This is a genomic window from Treponema sp. (assembly GCF_051883275.1).
In the GTDB taxonomy this organism is placed as follows: domain Bacteria; phylum Spirochaetota; class Spirochaetia; order Treponematales; family Treponemataceae; genus Treponema_D.
In genome coordinates this window covers 23993-40752 of sequence record NZ_JBJETK010000013.1, presented here as the reverse complement: position 1 = coordinate 40752, position 16760 = coordinate 23993, and the positions used below count along the sequence as shown (strand labels likewise).

Here is a 16760-nt window from a genome sequence, read left to right as displayed (position 1 = left end):
ATTAAAAATAAAAAGTCCGCAACGCGAACTTGCGGATAAAAAAACCGCAGTTTCCAGGCACAGCTTTTCATCCGCGCCTGAATGACTCTTTTGAAAACAGCCTGCATTTCCCCTGCTTCCAGGCACAGTGCTTATTTCAAAATAGAATGGGCAAAATTATACTTAAATGTTTACAAAAACTCTAGTGGTAAAACATATTTTCTTGAAAATTCTGTTTTTTGGCTCCGAGCGGAAATCTTCAGTTTCCAGATGTTTTCTTGACTAACTTTCAGAAAACTGATAACATTTTGTACCCCTTGGAGCTGCGTATGCGGCCCCCATTTTGACCATAAGGAGAACCATACAATGAGAAAGTATGAACTTATGACAATTTTTCCTTTAGAGGAAGAAAAATCAAAGGCCGGCCTTGAAACAATGAGAGCTGACCTTGCAGCTTTTGGCGCTGAAATTGAAAAGGAAGAAGTATTCGGCGACCGTGATCTTACCTATGAAGTAAAAAAGCAGAAGCGCGGACACTTTGTTCTGTTCACTCTGAAATTAAATCCAGCTAAAGTCGCTGAGCTTGATGCAAAATTCAAATTCAACAATAATCTTTTGAAATACCTGTTTGTTTTAATAGAATCAAAGAACGTATAAGCAGGAAAAAATTCCGGAGTAGATTATGGCAAATTCAGATATAAACAGCGTTGTTATTGTGGGAAGACTCACAAGGGACGCAGAATTGAGATACCTTAACAATGGAACTGCGGTTGCCTCTATTTCCATTGCTGTAAACCGCAGCAAAAAGGACGGCGACCAGTGGATCAGCGAAGCGCATTTTTTTGATGTTTCATACTTCGGAAAGGGTGCGGAAGGTATCAAGCCTTATCTTACAAAGGGAACACAGATTGCGGTTCAAGGTTCTTTGCGCCAGGACAGATGGGAAAAGGAAGGCCAGAAATTCAGCAGAGTGAATATTCTCGCTGACTCTATCGAGCTTTTGGGCTCAAGGTCTTCCGGTTCACAGGGAAACAGCGGCTCTGATTCTTTTGGGGGGTATCAGCAGCGTCCGTCATATTCCCAGAATACGTCTTCAGGCGGAGGATACGAATCTTCACAGGAACCATTTGGCGGAGAAGCCTCAGGTTTTCCGGAAGATATTCCATTTTAAGCGTGAATTCGCAGTTTGAAAAAAACACACTCTCAAAATAGGAGCTAATTATGGCAGACGAAAAAGATGTAAATGAAAACGCAAATGTAACACAGGAGCAGCTTCAGGATTCAGGACGTGAAGACGAAGTTCGCGGAGGACGCGGAAAAGGAAAATCATTCTTCCACAAGAAAGTGTGCCGTTTCTGCGCAAACAAGGGAAAAATCGACTACAAGGACGCAGACGGACTTCGCCGCTTTACAACAGAGCGCGGAAAGATTCTTCCACGCCGCATAACAGGAACCTGCTCAAGACACCAGAAGCAGATTGCAGCTGCAATCAAGCGCGCACGTGCAATTTGCCTTCTTCCATTTGTTGCAGACTAATTTATGCCATGGAGCCTCTAAAGCAGCTGTTTTTAGGGGCAGTAAAAAATGCGATATTCTAATTTCGCAGACGGCAAAGCCAACTCCTGGTTGCGCTGTAATTTTATTTTTAGGAGCTTGAAAAATGAAAGTAATTCTTAACGAAGATGTAAAACACCTCGGTGAAATGGGTGATGTAAAAAATGTTGCAAACGGATATTTCCGCAACTATCTTTTTCCGCGCATGCTCGCAGTTCCATGCACTCCAGAAACTGAAGCTTATTTCGCAACAAAAAAGGCTGAAATTGAAGCCCGCAAGGAACAGAAGCGCAAGGACAGCCTGAGCCTGAAGGAAAAACTCGAGGCTCTTGAAGTTGTTATTTCAATGCCTGCTGGAAACAACGGAAAACTCTACGGTGCGGTTACAAGCCAGACTATCGCGGATTTCTACAAGAACAGCGGATTCGAGATTGAGCGCAAGAAAATTGAGATTCCTGGCCACACAATAAAGAGCACAGGTTCTTATTCTGCAAAAATTCACCTTTATGAAACTTCAGTTGCAGAAGTAAAAATCACAGTAAAATCCCAGGATGATTCTTCATCTGAAAAGAAGGAAGAAGCTCCTGCAAAAAAAGCTGAGACTCCAGCTGCAGAAACTGCCGCAGAGTAAGCAGAATTTTTTGTGAACCGAGGCTGTCCTGAAATCACCGGGCGGTCTCGGTTTTTTATTAAGTCTGGCTTCACGCGGGCCAGAGCTCTATGCCGGAACTGTTCTAAAAGAAACACCGGATATCTAAAAAAAACAAAATGAACATTCGAATTCCCCCGTCAATACAAAAAGGATGCACAATAGGTGTAACAGCCCCTTCATTTGGCTGCACAACAGAACCGTATATATCCCGCTTTAAGTGTGCGAAAACACAGCTTGAATCCGCCGGCTACAAAATTTCTGCCGGGGAAACTGTATTTAAAAGCGACGGAAAAGGAATTTCCACAGACCCAAGAACCGCCGCAAGGGAGCTTGAGGAATTTTACTGCTCAGGCTCAAATTCCGCTGTTATTTCAGCCGGCGGCGGAGAGCTGATGTGCGAAACAGCAGGATTTATAGACTTTGAGAAAATAGCCGCCGCGCCTGCAAAGTGGTTCATGGGATATTCAGACAACACAAATTTCATTTTTCCGCTTGTCACAAAATGCGGTGTCGCGGCAATATACGGCCCGACAATCACAGGCTTCGGAAAAAAATGGCAGGAAACTGAGCTGTATTCCATCGGGCTTCTGGAAGGAAAAATAAAAGAAACCTCCGGATTTGAAAAATTCCAGCTCCCGGAAAACGATAATTCTTCCACAGAAAAAATTGAAGAGCAGACATACTGCCTCACTGAAAAGAAAATCATAAGGCTCTTTCCGCAAGAAAATGAGCAGGTTCACTTCAGCGGAATTCTTCTTGGAGGCTGTCTGGATGTTCTTGCGAATCTCTGCGGCACACACCTTGACTGCATGAAGGAATTCAACAAAAACTCAGGGCCTGTTATATGGATTCTTGAAAGCTGCGACGGAAATCCCGCCGAAATCAGAAGGCAGATATGGCATTTAAAAAGCGCGGACTGGTTTGAAAACGCAGCAGGATTTCTTGTCGGACGGCCTCTGGCTTCGCTTGGAAAAACACTTTTCGGAATTGACCAGTACAATGCCGTTACGGATATATTAGCAGACCTTGAAGTTCCCATTGTGATGGACGCTGACATAGGCCACGTGGATCCAGTTGTTCCCATTGCAATGGGGCTTCAGGCAGAAGTTTCAGCAGACAGAAGGAATTTTAAAATCCAGTATGACAGGAGATAGCCGGATGCAGAATTTCAGCATAAGAAAGGCGGAAGAAAAAGATGCCCCTGAAATCTGCGCTATTTACAGGTGGTACGTGGAAAACACATCCGTAACATTTTCAACACAGGCTCCGACCGAGGATGAATGTAGAAAAAGCATCTGTGAAATCCAAAAAATGTACCCCTACTTTGTCGCGCTGAGCAGTGACGGAAAAATCATTGGCTTTGTCTACGGACACCAGCTCAGGCCGCATGAAGCCTACAAATGGAATGTTGAGGCGACAATATATCTTTCTCATCAGGCTCCAATGCGCCAGGGAATCGGAAGCGCGCTCTACAAAAAATTCATCGAAACACTTTCCAGGCAGGGCTTCAAATATGTCTACGGAGTTATAACTTCAGGAAACAAAGCGAGCCTTGAAATGCACAAAAAGCTCGGTTTTCAGGAAATAGGAAAATTTCCGAATGCAGGGAACAAGGCAGGAAAATGGCAGGACATTGTATGGATGCAAAAGCAGCTCGGGGAAGCGACAGAAAATCCGCCTGAGCCGCTGCCCTTTTCTATGCTAAGCAAATAGTGAATTTTGCAGCATAAAAAGCGCGGAAACAGCTCACGGAATTTTTGCGAGGTATTTTATGGAAAATGACAAAAACAGCTATCAGGGCGAAATTTTTTTCAACAGGATTACAAAAAACTACCGCCGCCTGAAAAAATGGGCAAGAAAAAACAGGATAACCTGCTACAGGCTCTACGACAGGGACATTCCTGAAATTCCGCTGTGCCTTGACATATACACCTTTCTGCCGGATTATATTGAAACAAAAATTGATGCGGCAAAATACCACCAGGAACTGTGCGCCGCAGTGAGCGAAAACGGACAGCGGGCAAGAGAATTTGCGGCGGAAGAAAGAAATTGCACCTATGCGCGGCTGTATCTATATGAGCGTCCCTACGAAAAGCCGGAGGAAGAAGAGGAAAAATGGCTGAAGGAAATGAGCATTCAAGTTTCAAGGGCGCTTGAAATACCGGAAAGCAATATCATAGTCAAGACAAGAAAACGTCAGCGCGGAGACAGCAGCGGAAAACGCGACCAGTACGAAAAATCCGAAGATAAAAACAGCATAAGGGGAATTATATTCGAGCAGGGCCAGCTTTTTTCCGTGGATCTGACCGGCTACATAGACACAGGCATTTTTTTCGACCACAGGCCGCTTCGCCTGAAAGTACGCGAAACATGCAGGGGAAAACGAGTCCTTAACCTTTTCTGCTACACCGGAAGCTTTTCTGTGTATGCCGCCGAAGGAGGAGCTTCCTTTGTGGAAAGCGTCGACATGAGCAATACCTACACTGAATGGACAAGGAGCAACCTGAAGCTGAACGGATTCACAGACAGCGGAATCTACCAAACCGAAAGAATTGACGCCATACATTTTCTGAATGAAATGCCGGACAGTCTGCCGGAAAACAAAAAATTCGATATAATCATCCTGGATCCGCCGACATTCAGCAATTCCAAGAGCACAGACACAACACTCGATCTCAACAAAGACTGGCCGGCTCTTATAGAAAAATGCACAAAAATCATGTCGCCGCGCGGAATTCTATATTTCAGCACAAACAGCCGCAGACTCAGGCTCAACAACTCCAGGCTTCCCGCTTCAGTTCAGGCAAGGGAAATAACAGAATCGACAATCCCCGAGGATTTCAGAAATTCAAAAATCCACAGGGCTTGGGAAATTACATTTTTTTAGAACCGCCCCAGTTTAAGTCTTGCGTAAACATTGACTGCATTCAGGACTGAAAAAACATCATCAACTTCGTCATAGGCGGCATATTTTATATAGAAATCATCCGAAACTCCCACGGAAACTGCCCTGGAAACCGGAAGCTCCACGCCGCACTGTGAAAAGGCAAAGAATTCCCAGCCGGTATCATCGCAGTCCTGCTTCTGGGCTTCATACTTGTACATTGCATATCCATGGACAGTCCAGTCAAAGACAAGCCCGGAATCATGCTTGTATGCGAATTTTTCAACAATCTCCGCGCCTGTTGTATATCCGTAGTCGCAGGAAACATAATCAGGCTTTGGAAAAACTCCACGCCTAAGATAATAATAATCCGCAGTGCCCATTATAATTCCAGCGATATGCGACTGCCACTCAACAACTCCGTTCTTTCCATAAATGCGCTGCTTGAATGCAACACCCGGAGCGATTGAAGAGAATTCCATAAAAGAATGCCACATAAAGTCATATTCAAGAACAAGCCCGAATGTTGTATCGTATTTTTCCCCGAAATCGAGGCTTCGGGAAAGAAGCATTCCATTGCTGAATATGCTTATGCTGTACATAATCTTTTCTTCTGTGGAATCCGCGCCTTCTCCGGAACCTATGCCGGCAGCTCCCTGAATTGAAAGCTCGAACTGGCTGTACGGACTGTTTGAGTCATGCCCATAGGGATCAGAATAAACCACATCAAGCCCCAAAAAGCCATAGGAAGGGAAAAATTCCGAGCAGTCGTCATAAGGGTCTTTAAGCCATGTATTTGCAAAAGCAAGACCAAAGCCTGCCTTGACAGAAAAATCCTGCAAAAGCCCGGATGGTCCCTGCGGAGGACGCTTCAGCACCGGGTCAGTGTAAAGCCTCAAAGGATTTGCGGTATAGCTCAAAAATGTATGTCCCCTCGCGGCCGCCTCAAGCCCCAGACGGTACAGCATTTCGCCTGTTATAAATCCGCCTATCGGAGTGTATACAAGGTCATTTGTCGAAGGAGAATTTGTTTCAAAGAAATATTCCCATATAAATGAGCCCACAGCAGAAACAGCAAGAGATTCAAGACAGTTCAAATTCGAATTTCTTGCAGCAAGATAGTAAAGTCCTCCCTGATACGGATGAAGGACAAAATTTGTCCAGTACCAGTCGCGGTCGAATTTTATTTCCTTGCCAAGCGGATCCTTTATATCATCCCAGTAGACTTGCGCCCAGCCTGCCTGCGCCGGCCCAAAACGGTTCCAGCCTCCGATGACAAGGTTTGTAAGCATCATTCCGCCGGCTGCAACAAAATAATGCTTTTCAGTATCAAGCTCCATATTTCCGCTGGAAAATTCCAGGGAAGATTCCCCAGACTCGGAAGTTTCAGCCTCCTGTGCATAGACGCCAGATAAAAAAACAAGCGCGCACAAAGTCAAAATAGATTTTTTAAACAGCATTTTTATATTCCAAACAATAAAAAATAAAGAAAGCCCTAAAAATCGCATTTTTTAGAAGCAGCCAAAAATAAAACGGGCTGCCCAACAAGTACCGACATGCAGATTTCCTTGCATGCTATAATATGTACTTTTTAGACAGCCCTTTCAGAGAATAAAAGGACAAATTTAGTTTGTCTCTGCGGATTTCACACCGTAGCGCTTATTGAAGCGGTCAATGCGTCCTGCAGTATCAACAAGCTTCTGCTTTCCTGTATAGAAAGGATGGCAGGCAGAGCAAATTTCAACATGAATATCCGCAACAGTTGAGCGGGTCTCAATCACATTTCCACATACACATGTGATTTTTGTAAGCTTGTAATCCGGATGGATTTCCTTTTTCATGATAACTCCTATTCTTGCCCGGCATTAAAGAAAGACGTCGTTCATACTAAAGGGAACCTGAAAAAACATTTCCGCAGCTTCCAAGGCTCCTGTATTTCTATTTTCCGCTGTCCAACAAATCAATGCCACAAGATAAATTTTATTGTCCAATTAGTATATAAAAACAAAGAGGCATGGTCAATATTCAAATTGAAATTTCAGCTGATTTTTCATATACTATTTTTATGAACAGAGATATAAAAGCCTTTATATTCGACATGGACGGTGTTCTCCTTGACACGGAGACAATCTGCGAAAGAACCTGGATTATCGCCGGCAAGGAATTCGGAATTCCCGAGGAAGAATCCACTGTGATTTTCAAAAAATGCATAGGGACAAACAAGGTTGACACAAGCAATATTTTAAAAGAAAACCTGGCTTCTACCGTCAGCGCGGAAGAATTCATGAAGCGGACTTCGGAGCTTTTTTCACAAATAGAAACTTCCGAAGGAATAAAACTGATGCCATTTGCCCGTGAAACACTCGCCCACCTGAAGCAAAAAGGATACAGGCTGGCACTTGCATCTTCAACGAGGGAACCGGTTGTCGAGAGGCAGCTAAGAAACGCCGGGCTTTTTTCATTCTTTGAAACCGTGACAACAGGCGATATGGTTTCTCATTCCAAGCCAGACCCGGAAATATACAGAGTTGCATGCAGGTCGCTTTCCCTTCTGCCTGAAAAATGCGCGGCAGTTGAAGACAGCCCGAACGGAATAAAAAGCGCAAAATCAGCGGGTCTATTTACTGTTATGGTGCCAGACAGAATTCAGCCGGACTGCGAACTGTCTGAAAAAATAGACTTGCTGTGTAAAAACCTAGGAAGAGTCCGCTTGATATTCTAAAAACAACTGCACAAAACCCCAGATTCAAGCCGCCGGGATTTTCTCCTGGAAAAAAAATATTTCTTCTTTTATTGAAAGCGACAAGTTTTTTAGCTATACTTTTCGAATGTCAATGGAAGTAATCGCAGGAAAAATGATTTTCGGGGGAGACTGCATAGCGGAAAACTCTGAAAAAAAAATTTTTATTCCCTATACAATCCCAGGCGAAAAAGTTCAAATTGAAATCGAAAAAGACTTCAAGGACTACAGTACTGCAAAAAACCTGGGCATCATAGAAAAATCCAGATACAGAACCGAGCCGTTCTGCCCCTACTACGGAAAATGCGGCGGATGCAGCCTTCAGCACATCGATCCGGAGTACCAGAAAATTCTCCGCGCTCAAATCCTGAGGGACGCTTTTTTACGGGAAGGCATAACAGTTCCAGAAATCCAGGTGATTTCCAGCCCCGACAGAGGATACAGGGCAAGGTTCCAGCTCCACGACGGAGGCCTCATGGAAAAAAGAAGCAGCGAAATCATACCAATCAGCCACTGCCCCTGTGCCACGGAAGAAGTGAACCGCTACCTGAAAGAAATTCCGCCAAACGAACGCCCCAGGGGAAGAGTCCACATTTTTGGAAGCAAATACATCACTTCTGTACCGGACGGCTTCGATAAAATCGTCATATCAAAACCTGAAACTCCTCCCGTCAGAACAAAAGGCAAAAAGCAGAAAGCCGCAAAACCCCGACACGAAGGAACATCCCCGGATTCAGAAAGCCTCTGCACAGTGAGCCTTCTGGGAAAAAGCATAACGTTTGATGCGCAGGGATTCTTCCAGTCAAACCTTGAGGCTCTGGAAAAAACAATTCCGCTCATCACAGAAGGTCTGTCCGGCAAAAACGTTCTTGACACGTATTCCGGGGCTGGAACTTTTTCAGTATTCCTTGCAGACCGCTTTGAAAACACAATCCTCGTGGAGCACAACAAGGGAGCGGTCGTCTACGCAGAACAAAACCTTGCAGGCAAAAAACATAAAAGTTTCGGGGTGAGCGGAGACGTCTGGGTCAAATACCATGCCGAAACATGCAGAAAAGAACTTGGCGCTTTTGATGCGGTTGTAATAGATCCTCCAAGGAGCGGAATGGAAAAATCAGTGCGCAGCTGGCTCAAGTCCTCTGATATTCCAGTGATAAGAAGCCTTTCGTGCGACCCTGCAACCCATGCCAGGGATATACAAGAACTCGCAAGTGCCGGCTATAAGCTAAAAAAGCTGTTTTTACTTGACTTTTATCCTCAAACAAGCCATATAGAAAGCCTCGGGTACCTTGAAAAATGAAATCACTGTCCAAAAAAATATACATCATTACACTGTTTTTAGTACAAATTCATTTTTCTTTTTCCCAGAATTCATTTACTTCACAGGAAACAGATTTTTCAGGGGAAAATCCGGCCTTTGTTTCAGTGCTAGGCGGAAATGTCCTTTGCCAGCCAGTCAGAACAAGCTACGGCTATATCGCGGCAGGCGATGGAAAACAGGTGCTCGGTTTTTCAAGGCTCGGAAAACTTTTATGGCAGCGCCACGCTCCGGGAAGATTGAAGCCGTTTATAACAGAAGGTCCGGCAGATTTAATTTACGGCGCAACCACCGATTCAAGGCTTTTTATGATGAATTCTTCAGGACTTGTTCTGTGGACAGCGCAGCCGGAATTCAATATAGAAGAAGCCCCCCTGTGCGGAAAGGACGGAAGAGTTTTTATCAGAGGAAAAAACATGCTTTCCTGCTACGGATTAAAGGGCGTGCAAAGATGGAAAATGCAGACAGAAATTCAGGACTGTTCAATTCCCCTCTCTGCCCTGAACGACGGAAGCCTTCTTGTCTTTCTTGAAAAATCAGAAAACGGAAAATCAGTTGCGCTTCGCATAACCCCGTTCGGCGAAAAAAAAGAAGAGATTGTCTTTGCAGGAAAAGTTACCCAGGTGTTCCAGTGCGCCCAGGGAGTTGTCCTTGCATTCACTGACGGAAGCGCAGGTCTCTGCTCAGCTGAAAAAAGCGGAGCTGTATCAAAATGGATTTTCCAGCCGCAGCTCCATAAAGTTCCCAGAATTGCGGCCTTTAACAGAAAAATAGCCCTTATCTATCCCGGCTACATATATCTGCTGGATGAAAAAACGGGAAGCACATCAGCAGAATTTCCCTCTGACATACAGGAAATTATTTACGCAGAGCAGACCGCGCAGGGGCTTGCAGTGTGCAGCCTTCAAGGCGGAGCCTGTTACGGAGAAGACGGTTCGATTATATGGAAAACAAAATTCGGCAGAGAAAAAAAATGGAACTTTGTTTTTGCAGCTGACTCAGGCTATATTATATTCTGCATGCAAAACTGGGCTTTGGAAGCATTCCAGGCAAGACTGAATTTGTCGGGAAAAAAAAGAAATGTTTTTGAAGAAAAAAAAGCCGCGCCCTACACTTACGAAAATCCCGGCTTGAAGTCAGATGATTTTCTGGGACAGGCCATAAGCGGAAACCTTGCCGCTCAAATGCAGGAAGCCTTTTCAACAGGGGAATTCGGCGGCCATGAGGAAAAATGGAATTCACTGCTAAAAAGCGAGCTTGACTGTCTGCGAGCGGACTGGACAAAGACGCCTGCATCCAGGAGAGAAATTCCATATTTCAGGAGAAATATAGCCTACTGCCAAACCCTTATCGACCTTGAAAGCGAAAGCGGAATTTATTTCGGAGCGCTTCCTCAGCTTATAAAAAACGCGGACGATCCATTTCTCCTTATCCGGCTTGTTCACAGCGCAGGAAAAACCGCATTCGACCCAGAGGGAAATATGCTTTCCGCCCTTGAGATTGTTATAAAAACAAAAGCGACAAGAAATGACAAGCAGCTCCTCAGGGAAATCGCAGATTCAACCTATGAAATATGCAGGTTCATGGGCAGGCCTTCGTTCTTCAAAAAGGGAAAGGAAATTCTAAAGTACATGATGTATCCGCAGTTTGACAAGGAAACAAGGGAATACGCGGTAAAAACGCTTGATAAAATTATTGAGTCAGAAATGTAAGTTTTAGCGCATTTTAATAGAATTTTTTATAAAACCATGATAACATAAGAAAACCATAAAAACAGAAGTTTTTAGTGGCAACCTAAAAAAAATGCGATGCTTTAGGCAGTGCTTTTCGCCTAAAAATTCGCAAGCCGCCCTGTGGAAAACTGAAGCGTTTTTCAGGGCAGACATAAATTCCTCTGGAGGAAATATGAACAGAAAGTTTTTTGCCGTGCTGATTCTTGCGGGAACAGCATTTTTCGTTTCAGCGCAGACTGTAAATGAAAGAGAGCTGAGAAGCGCAGACGGAAGCACAATCGTCTTTGAAAACTATGAAGGCCCGCATTCTGTGATTGAATCAGCCGCAGCGATACAGGCAATAGGAACAGGACTTGGAAGGCAGCTGAAGAGAGCCGGAACAGGAGCTCCCGGAACATTCGAAGCAAACGGAAAATACACAGTGATTCATGCGGTAGACCCTTCTGAAACCGGAAAGCTCGATGCGGATATTATCCTTATAAATAAAGATGCAACAGTTGACCACATAAGAAACCTCAGGAGAATCATCGCAGCCTATCTAACCGAAGCCTACAGCTATTCAGCCCAGGACGCATCGACAATCGCTACTTTTGTCACAGTGTACAATGCAGTTTACAGAGGAAACATTGACACTTTCAGGGCAAGGTACAAGGAGAAAGTCCTCATGCACCTGTCCGAAAAAAAATGCGGTCTTTCAGTAAAATGGAGCGACTGGCCAGGAAATTCACAGATTGTCATTCCGCTCGGAGACTATCCGGAGGGCGGCCTTTCTTCTGTGGACACTTCAGTTATCAGCGATAAGAAAGTCGTGGAATCCATGAGGGAAGAAGACGACAGAGGCATTGATGAGCGCAAAAACATGGTGGACATAAAAGAGCGCGAAGCTGAAAACGCAGAAGCAAAAGCACAGGAAGCTGCAAAGGAAGCCGCCAAAGAAAAACAGGCTCTTGACAATCAGAAAAAGAAGCAGTCCCAGGCGGAAAAAACAGCGCAGGTAAAGCAGGCTGAAGCAGGAAAGGCAAAGCAAGCCGCGGAAACTGCAAAGAAAGAGGCCGCCGCAGATCCAAAAAACACTGCAAAGCGCGAAGAAGCAAAAAAAGCAGAGCAGAAAGCTGTATCCGCTCAGAAGGAAGCTGAAAAGGCTCAGACTGAAGCCAAGCAGGAACAGGAGAAAACTCAGCAGCAGCAGCAAAAGGCTGACACAGCGGCAAAAATAGCCGAAGACCAGCAGCAGAAAGCTGATAAAAAACTGGACGAAGCGCAGAGCGAGCGCATTGAAATTGCAAAAGACCAGCAGGATATTGCCGAGTCAGAGCTAAAGCAGATTGAGGACGGCACTGTAATCGGACTGAAAGTTGTAAAGGAAAATGACTATCTCAGCGAACTTATAAAGCTGAATTCAAAAACAGGAAAGCTTGTAAAAGAGTCCGCCGTAAAAGTAATACGCGGAAGAACTATAATCGCAGTCCAGGACGCAGTTGTCGGTGTTGCAACAGGCGCTTCATATCCAAAGACATCAGGAGAATCAACATTTTACATGGCAATATGCGGCGAGGAATCCGGAAAAGGCGCTATAAAGCTCTGTCTTATTGATGCCTACAAAATGGAAATCCAGAAGGAATCAGAGGAAACAGTTTCTGCCCATTCAGTCCTTGTAAACAACGGAAGCAGCTTCTATTGCATTATTAAAGACAATTCAGGCTGGGTTCTGGGCCGCTATGACAAGTCCCTTAATCTCTTGCAGAAAAGCACTGAAAAGATATCAGAAAGCACCCCTATTACTGTTACAGGAAAAGGAATCATTGTAACGAATTCCAACAACATTCCGGTTCTGCTTTCAATATCTGACTTGTCTATTGTAGAATAAATTATCCTGAAAAGAGAAATCCAACAAGGGGAAGAAAGGAGCCGATGCGGTTTCTTTCTTCCTTTTTTTTCAACTTAGCCTTTTAAAAGCTTCTTGTACAGATTTTCATACTCTAGCCCCACCCTGTTCCACGAATAATGCTCATGGATATAGCGAGATGCGTAAGAAATCATGGCCTTGAAAATATCACGTCCAGCGCAATGCATAATGCACACCAGAGATTCAAGCACAGTGCGAAGCGCAGATGCAGTGTTCGGGGCATAAAGCCAGCCTGTTTCATCATCAACAATCTTGCAAAGACCGCCAGTTGCATGGGCAACAGGAAGAGTGCCAAATGTCTGGGCGATAAAATCTTCAAGTCCGCACGGCTCAAAATAGCTTGGATGAAGTGAAAAATCAACTGAAGCCAAAGCCAGCCTGGAAAGAGACTTGCTGTAGCCCTTTATGTACACACAGCTTCCCTTCCATCTGTCGGAAAAACGAATCAGGGAATTTTCAAGCTCAAGGCTTCCCTGCCCCGCAAAAACAAATTTCACGGGAACTTTATCGGCAAGAAGTTTTTCAGCAGCCTCAAGCATAACCTCTATGCCTTTCTGCTGAACTACCCGCCCATGATAGGCAATGTAAACAAAGCCTGTATTGTCTCCGCGAGTATCAATAAAGCCGTACTGAACCGTTCCGCGCTCAAATTTTCCGCTCGCAAGGCTTTTTTCAGAAGCAAAATGCTCCAGAAAAAAATCCCGGCACTTATATTTTCCGTCCAAGTCATTTTTCAGGGGATTAAAAGAAAACGGAAGCAGCGATTTATGTACATCCGCTGGATCATACTTGAAAAAATCTATGCCGTTTGTGATTCCAACCAGCTCAATGCCCTTCTTCCTGAATTCCTGAGAAAGCCCGGCTGTATCTGTTCTCCCTGAAATAATCTCGCAGGCATATTCAGGTGAAACAGTCGTAATGCAGGCTGTCTCCGCAGCAAGAAGAAAAGGCTCAATGCAGTGGCGGTTCTTTCCTTTTTCAAGAATTTTTGCAGGAAGCCCTGAAAAACGCTCCGCAGCACTGAGATCCTTGAATTCATGGTGGTAGCCCGGCCCCGCATTATGAACCGTTACAACAAACTTTGTATCCGAAAAAAATTCAGAAACAGCAGGAAAAAAGCGCGCAAAAACAGAAACCATCGAAGCAGGCGCATCCTGGGAATGCACTATATCAGGCCTCTCTGGCTTGGCGCAGTTTTCTGAATAAAACACAACGGCCTTCTGGAAAAGCATATTCAAAAAATCACGGTCAGCATGACCTTCACCCTGCCGGTGCGCAGGATTTGCTTTCTGCTCTTCAGCGGTATATGTATAGACAGCTTTCTTTTCCAGAAAAGACTGGTGGCAGACAAGAATTATTTCAACAGAATTCAAAATTCCATGCGAAAATGAAACTTCAACCGGATTTCCGCAGATCTCAAAAGAAACAGAAGAGCGCCATTTATCCGAAAAATTTTCAATATGCGACAAATCTGTGCAGCCATAGAGAGGAATAAAAACAGAAACATGATGCCCAAGGCGAGAAAGGCTTTCAGCCAGAGAACAGGCGACATTCTTCACGCCGCCGGCTTCCGCTATGCCTGCGTATTCCCTAGAAACAAGCCAGATATTCAAGTTAATCTTCCTTAAAAAAATCAGGCCGGAGTTTTTCCGCTCCATTCATGTACACAGGAGATGGAACAGATCCCTTGGGAAGATAGGCTGTAACAAGAACCCTGACAACACGGGGCAACATCCCAGAAATAACCGCCTCCTGGGAAACAAAAAGCGCAAGAGAAGACGTATCGATTCCCGCATCGCTTTTTCTGAGAGCCGCAGCGGCATTCATGCAGTCCAAATCCGGGGTCATTGTAAAATGGACAGAAACAATATCCTCTGACTTCAGATTGTTGCCGCAAAAAAGAGCGCGGCACATTTCAGCCACATTTTTCTGTATTGACTCGGGGGTATTTTCTGCGCACACAGCGCCGCGGATTCCATATATTCTCTTTTCCATTTTTTCCTCCGAATTTATTTCAGAGCGCGGACAGCATTTATAATATCAGCCGCATCCCCTGTCTTGAACATTTCCTCGAACTGAGGAAAACGCTGAAGCATCACACCAAGCTTTTCAAGCTGCGCCAAAGTCCTGTCCTGCTCAACAAAAAATTCCGCCTGGGAATCAGCTTTCTTTGCCATCTTTGAATTTAAAAGCTCAAGGTATGAAGCGTAGTTTTCCTTGGCGATATTGTACAGCTCCACATCGGGAATTTTCGCCGCAAGCAGCTCGACTGACGAAACTGAAATTCCCTTGAATTCAGAAGGACTTTTTCCAAGCACATCAAGAATTTCCTGCTGTGTCAGCGCGGAAGGAGTTACCAGACGGGAATTCGCAACAAGGTAATCCGCCACAAGTGAAGCAATCAGCCTAGCCTTTGAATCGTAAAAGGCAGGAAGATCTTCCCCTGAAGTTATCTTGTTTTCTGAAACCAGGCGGTGAATTTCCTCCGGGGAAACGCACATTGAAACAGAAATCTGCACATCATAGGAAAAATCAACTTTTTTTTCTGAAAAACGGGAGCTGTAAAAAGCCGCGCCAGGAAGCTCCCCGGAAACAGACTGTGTTGAGCTGTACACAGAAAGGTCAAACATCTGAAGGCTGACATTGGTCGGCAGAAGACGCTCCCATCTCCAGGTAAACTTTCCCGGAACAATCGCGGAAGAATAAAGCCCGCCTGTCTTGGAGCTCATTATGGCGCAGGTGCCTGGACTCACATAAAACTGAATCCAGCCGATAAAAAAAACAACCGCTGAAAAAATCAGCAGGATAACGGCATTTACAAAAAACTTTCTGGCTTTCATTTTGCCCCACTCGATAATCTGAAGTTTTTTTATTATACTGTTTTAAAGAAATATTTTAAAGCATATTTACAGAAAATGAATTCCATAAACTACAAACTGAAAAACATAGACCGCTCTTTTCTCTTCAAGCTCACAGGCCGGACTTTTCTTTTTTTTCTGCTGTTTTCTGTATTTCTTGCAACACTTTATATCAGCGGCACATACCAGGATTTTCTGAACAGCACGCAGAGTTTTATTCTTGCCCTGTGCTCCCTATCCTGCCTGGGGCTTTTTATTTTTTCCGCGGCGGGAATAATTCAGAGCGCGGTATTTTTCTTTGTGACAAAAAGAAAGTCCTACTGGATTTTTTTTGCAATCTATTTTACAGCATGCATTTTTTCATCCGCAGTCTTTGTGGCGGCCAGAATAATATCAATCGCTGCAAAGGGAGTCTAAAGCTACTCCAGCTCAACGCGGCAATGGTACGGAGCGAAAATCAAAAAAGAACCTTTTTCTGCAAAAAGCTCAGCCGGTTTTTTCTCCGTGAAATTTCTGCGGGAAATTCTGTTTGATATGCTTGCCATTCCCTTCTGCCTGAAGCAATTCCATTCAAGCCCCTCAGCTTCCATTGAAGAATTGCAAAAGCTGCTTGTAAGCCGGGCAACAGAAATGCGGTCTTCCATCATCAGGTCAAAGACACGGGCGCGTTTTTTTTCAGGAACAAAATATGCGACCTGGTTTATGCAAAGCCAGACATCCGCGTGGAATTCCTCGGAAAAAGAATCATATATTGAAATAAAATGGTCAACGCAGCCGCCATTTCCGCCTACAAGAATAACTTCGGCTGTTCCGCATACTTTTCTTGCCTCAAACAGCGCAAGCTCAGTATCTGTAAAATCCTTGTCGCACGGAAAAACAGAACGGGAGGCTCCGCTGTACTTTTCAAGCAGAGATGAATTCCTCAGGCTGTCCATATCGCCGAGAATCATGTCAGGAGCAAAATCTTCTCCCAGGGAGCGCACATACAAATCCGCCGTATCAAGCCCGGAGTCAGCGGCGATTACATAGTCAGGTCTATTGCGCGAAAAAAACAAAAAAGCGTCATCCGGAGACGGAGCTTCGCCTCCTGTAAAAACTGCAATCTTCATAGATAGAAATTCCGTTTGAAATGTGAT

18 protein-coding genes are annotated in these 16760 nt (G+C 44.6%); 12 read left to right on the top strand and 6 right to left on the bottom strand.

The genetic code is table 11. The annotated features are described in order from the left end of the window. Positions 1 to 345: 345 nt before the first annotated feature. The 7 genes from rpsF to ACI4L0_RS01250 all read left to right on the top strand — a co-directional run bounded on the left by rpsF (position 346) and on the right by ACI4L0_RS01250 (position 5072). Complete coding sequence (gene rpsF, locus ACI4L0_RS01280) at positions 346 to 636, top strand: 30S ribosomal protein S6 (protein WP_439798365.1); 291 nt, start codon at positions 346 to 348, stop codon at positions 634 to 636. Positions 637 to 661: 25 nt separating this feature from the next. Then, complete coding sequence (ssb, locus tag ACI4L0_RS01275) at positions 662 to 1150, top strand: single-stranded DNA-binding protein (RefSeq protein WP_439798364.1); 489 nt, start codon at positions 662 to 664, stop codon at positions 1148 to 1150. Between the two features lie 50 nt (positions 1151 to 1200). Continuing rightward, entirely contained in the window at positions 1201 to 1515 is a 315-nt protein-coding gene (gene rpsR, locus ACI4L0_RS01270; protein WP_439798363.1) for a 30S ribosomal protein S18, read from the top strand. A 124-nt stretch (positions 1516 to 1639) separates the two neighbouring features. Further along, a complete protein-coding gene (rplI, locus tag ACI4L0_RS01265) occupies positions 1640 to 2164 on the top strand; it encodes a 50S ribosomal protein L9 (protein ID WP_439798362.1) in 525 nt (174 codons plus the stop codon). Positions 2165 to 2301: 137 nt separating this feature from the next. After that, complete coding sequence (locus ACI4L0_RS01260) at positions 2302 to 3339, top strand: LD-carboxypeptidase (protein WP_439798361.1); 1038 nt, start codon at positions 2302 to 2304, stop codon at positions 3337 to 3339. Continuing rightward, positions 3326 to 3898 (top strand): GNAT family N-acetyltransferase, encoded by a 573-nt coding sequence (locus ACI4L0_RS01255; RefSeq protein WP_439798360.1) that lies wholly within the window; start codon positions 3326 to 3328, stop codon positions 3896 to 3898. Before ACI4L0_RS01260 ends, ACI4L0_RS01255 begins: the two co-directional genes overlap by 14 nt. A 58-nt stretch (positions 3899 to 3956) precedes the next feature. Then, positions 3957 to 5072 carry a class I SAM-dependent methyltransferase gene (locus ACI4L0_RS01250; protein WP_439798359.1) on the top strand — a complete coding sequence of 372 codons (1116 nt, stop codon included), beginning with the start codon at positions 3957 to 3959 and terminating at the stop codon, positions 5070 to 5072. Here ACI4L0_RS01250 and ACI4L0_RS01245 read toward each other — a convergent pair. Together ACI4L0_RS01245 and rpmE are read right to left on the bottom strand one after the other, a co-directional pair. Next, entirely contained in the window at positions 5069 to 6529 is a 1461-nt protein-coding gene (locus tag ACI4L0_RS01245; RefSeq protein WP_439798358.1) for a DUF3943 domain-containing protein, read from the bottom strand. The two genes, ACI4L0_RS01250 and ACI4L0_RS01245, sit on opposite strands and share 4 nt — an antisense overlap. Before the next feature lie 165 nt (positions 6530 to 6694). Then, positions 6695 to 6910 carry a 50S ribosomal protein L31 gene (gene rpmE / locus ACI4L0_RS01240; RefSeq protein ID WP_439798357.1) on the bottom strand — a complete coding sequence of 72 codons (216 nt, stop codon included), beginning with the start codon at positions 6908 to 6910 and terminating at the stop codon, positions 6695 to 6697. A gap of 224 nt (positions 6911 to 7134) precedes the next feature. Between rpmE and ACI4L0_RS01235 the strand changes: the two genes are divergently transcribed. The 4 genes from ACI4L0_RS01235 (at position 7135) to ACI4L0_RS01220 (ending at position 12727) form a co-directional block, all read left to right on the top strand. After that, complete coding sequence (locus ACI4L0_RS01235; protein ID WP_439798356.1) at positions 7135 to 7791, top strand: HAD family hydrolase; 657 nt, start codon at positions 7135 to 7137, stop codon at positions 7789 to 7791. Between the two features lie 106 nt (positions 7792 to 7897). Next, on the top strand, positions 7898 to 9109 hold the full coding sequence (locus ACI4L0_RS01230) for a class I SAM-dependent RNA methyltransferase (protein ID WP_439798355.1): 1212 nt from the start codon (positions 7898 to 7900) through the stop codon (positions 9107 to 9109). Continuing rightward, entirely contained in the window at positions 9106 to 10839 is a 1734-nt protein-coding gene (locus tag ACI4L0_RS01225) for a hypothetical protein (RefSeq protein ID WP_439798354.1), read from the top strand. The genes ACI4L0_RS01230 and ACI4L0_RS01225 overlap by 4 nt, the downstream gene beginning before the upstream one ends. Before the next feature lie 193 nt (positions 10840 to 11032). Continuing rightward, on the top strand, positions 11033 to 12727 hold the full coding sequence (locus ACI4L0_RS01220; protein WP_439798353.1) for a P83/100 family protein: 1695 nt from the start codon (positions 11033 to 11035) through the stop codon (positions 12725 to 12727). Between the two features lie 74 nt (positions 12728 to 12801). On the opposite strand, the gene ACI4L0_RS01215 is transcribed toward ACI4L0_RS01220, so the two are convergent. From ACI4L0_RS01215 to ACI4L0_RS01205, 3 genes are read right to left on the bottom strand one after another with little or no spacing between them, the layout of a single operon-like run. Then, the gene (locus tag ACI4L0_RS01215; protein WP_439798352.1) at positions 12802 to 14379 is read right to left on the bottom strand and encodes a glycogen synthase; all 1578 of its coding nucleotides are present in this window, start codon (positions 14377 to 14379) and stop codon (positions 12802 to 12804) included. Between the two features lies 1 nt (position 14380). Next, on the bottom strand, positions 14381 to 14761 hold the full coding sequence (locus ACI4L0_RS01210; protein WP_439798351.1) for a chorismate mutase: 381 nt from the start codon (positions 14759 to 14761) through the stop codon (positions 14381 to 14383). Positions 14762 to 14775: 14 nt separating this feature from the next. Next, on the bottom strand, positions 14776 to 15606 hold the full coding sequence (locus ACI4L0_RS01205) for a hypothetical protein (protein ID WP_439798350.1): 831 nt from the start codon (positions 15604 to 15606) through the stop codon (positions 14776 to 14778). 75 nt (positions 15607 to 15681) lie between these two features. On the opposite strand from ACI4L0_RS01205, the gene ACI4L0_RS01200 reads away from it, so the two are divergent. Then, positions 15682 to 16041, top strand: coding sequence for a hypothetical protein (locus tag ACI4L0_RS01200; protein WP_439798349.1), 360 nt, complete (start codon positions 15682 to 15684; stop codon positions 16039 to 16041). 2 nt (positions 16042 to 16043) lie between these two features. Here the strand turns inward: ACI4L0_RS01200 and ACI4L0_RS01195 are convergent, their stop codons facing one another. Next, on the bottom strand, positions 16044 to 16733 hold the full coding sequence (locus ACI4L0_RS01195) for a hypothetical protein (protein ID WP_439798348.1): 690 nt from the start codon (positions 16731 to 16733) through the stop codon (positions 16044 to 16046). Positions 16734 to 16760: the final 27 nt, after the last annotated feature.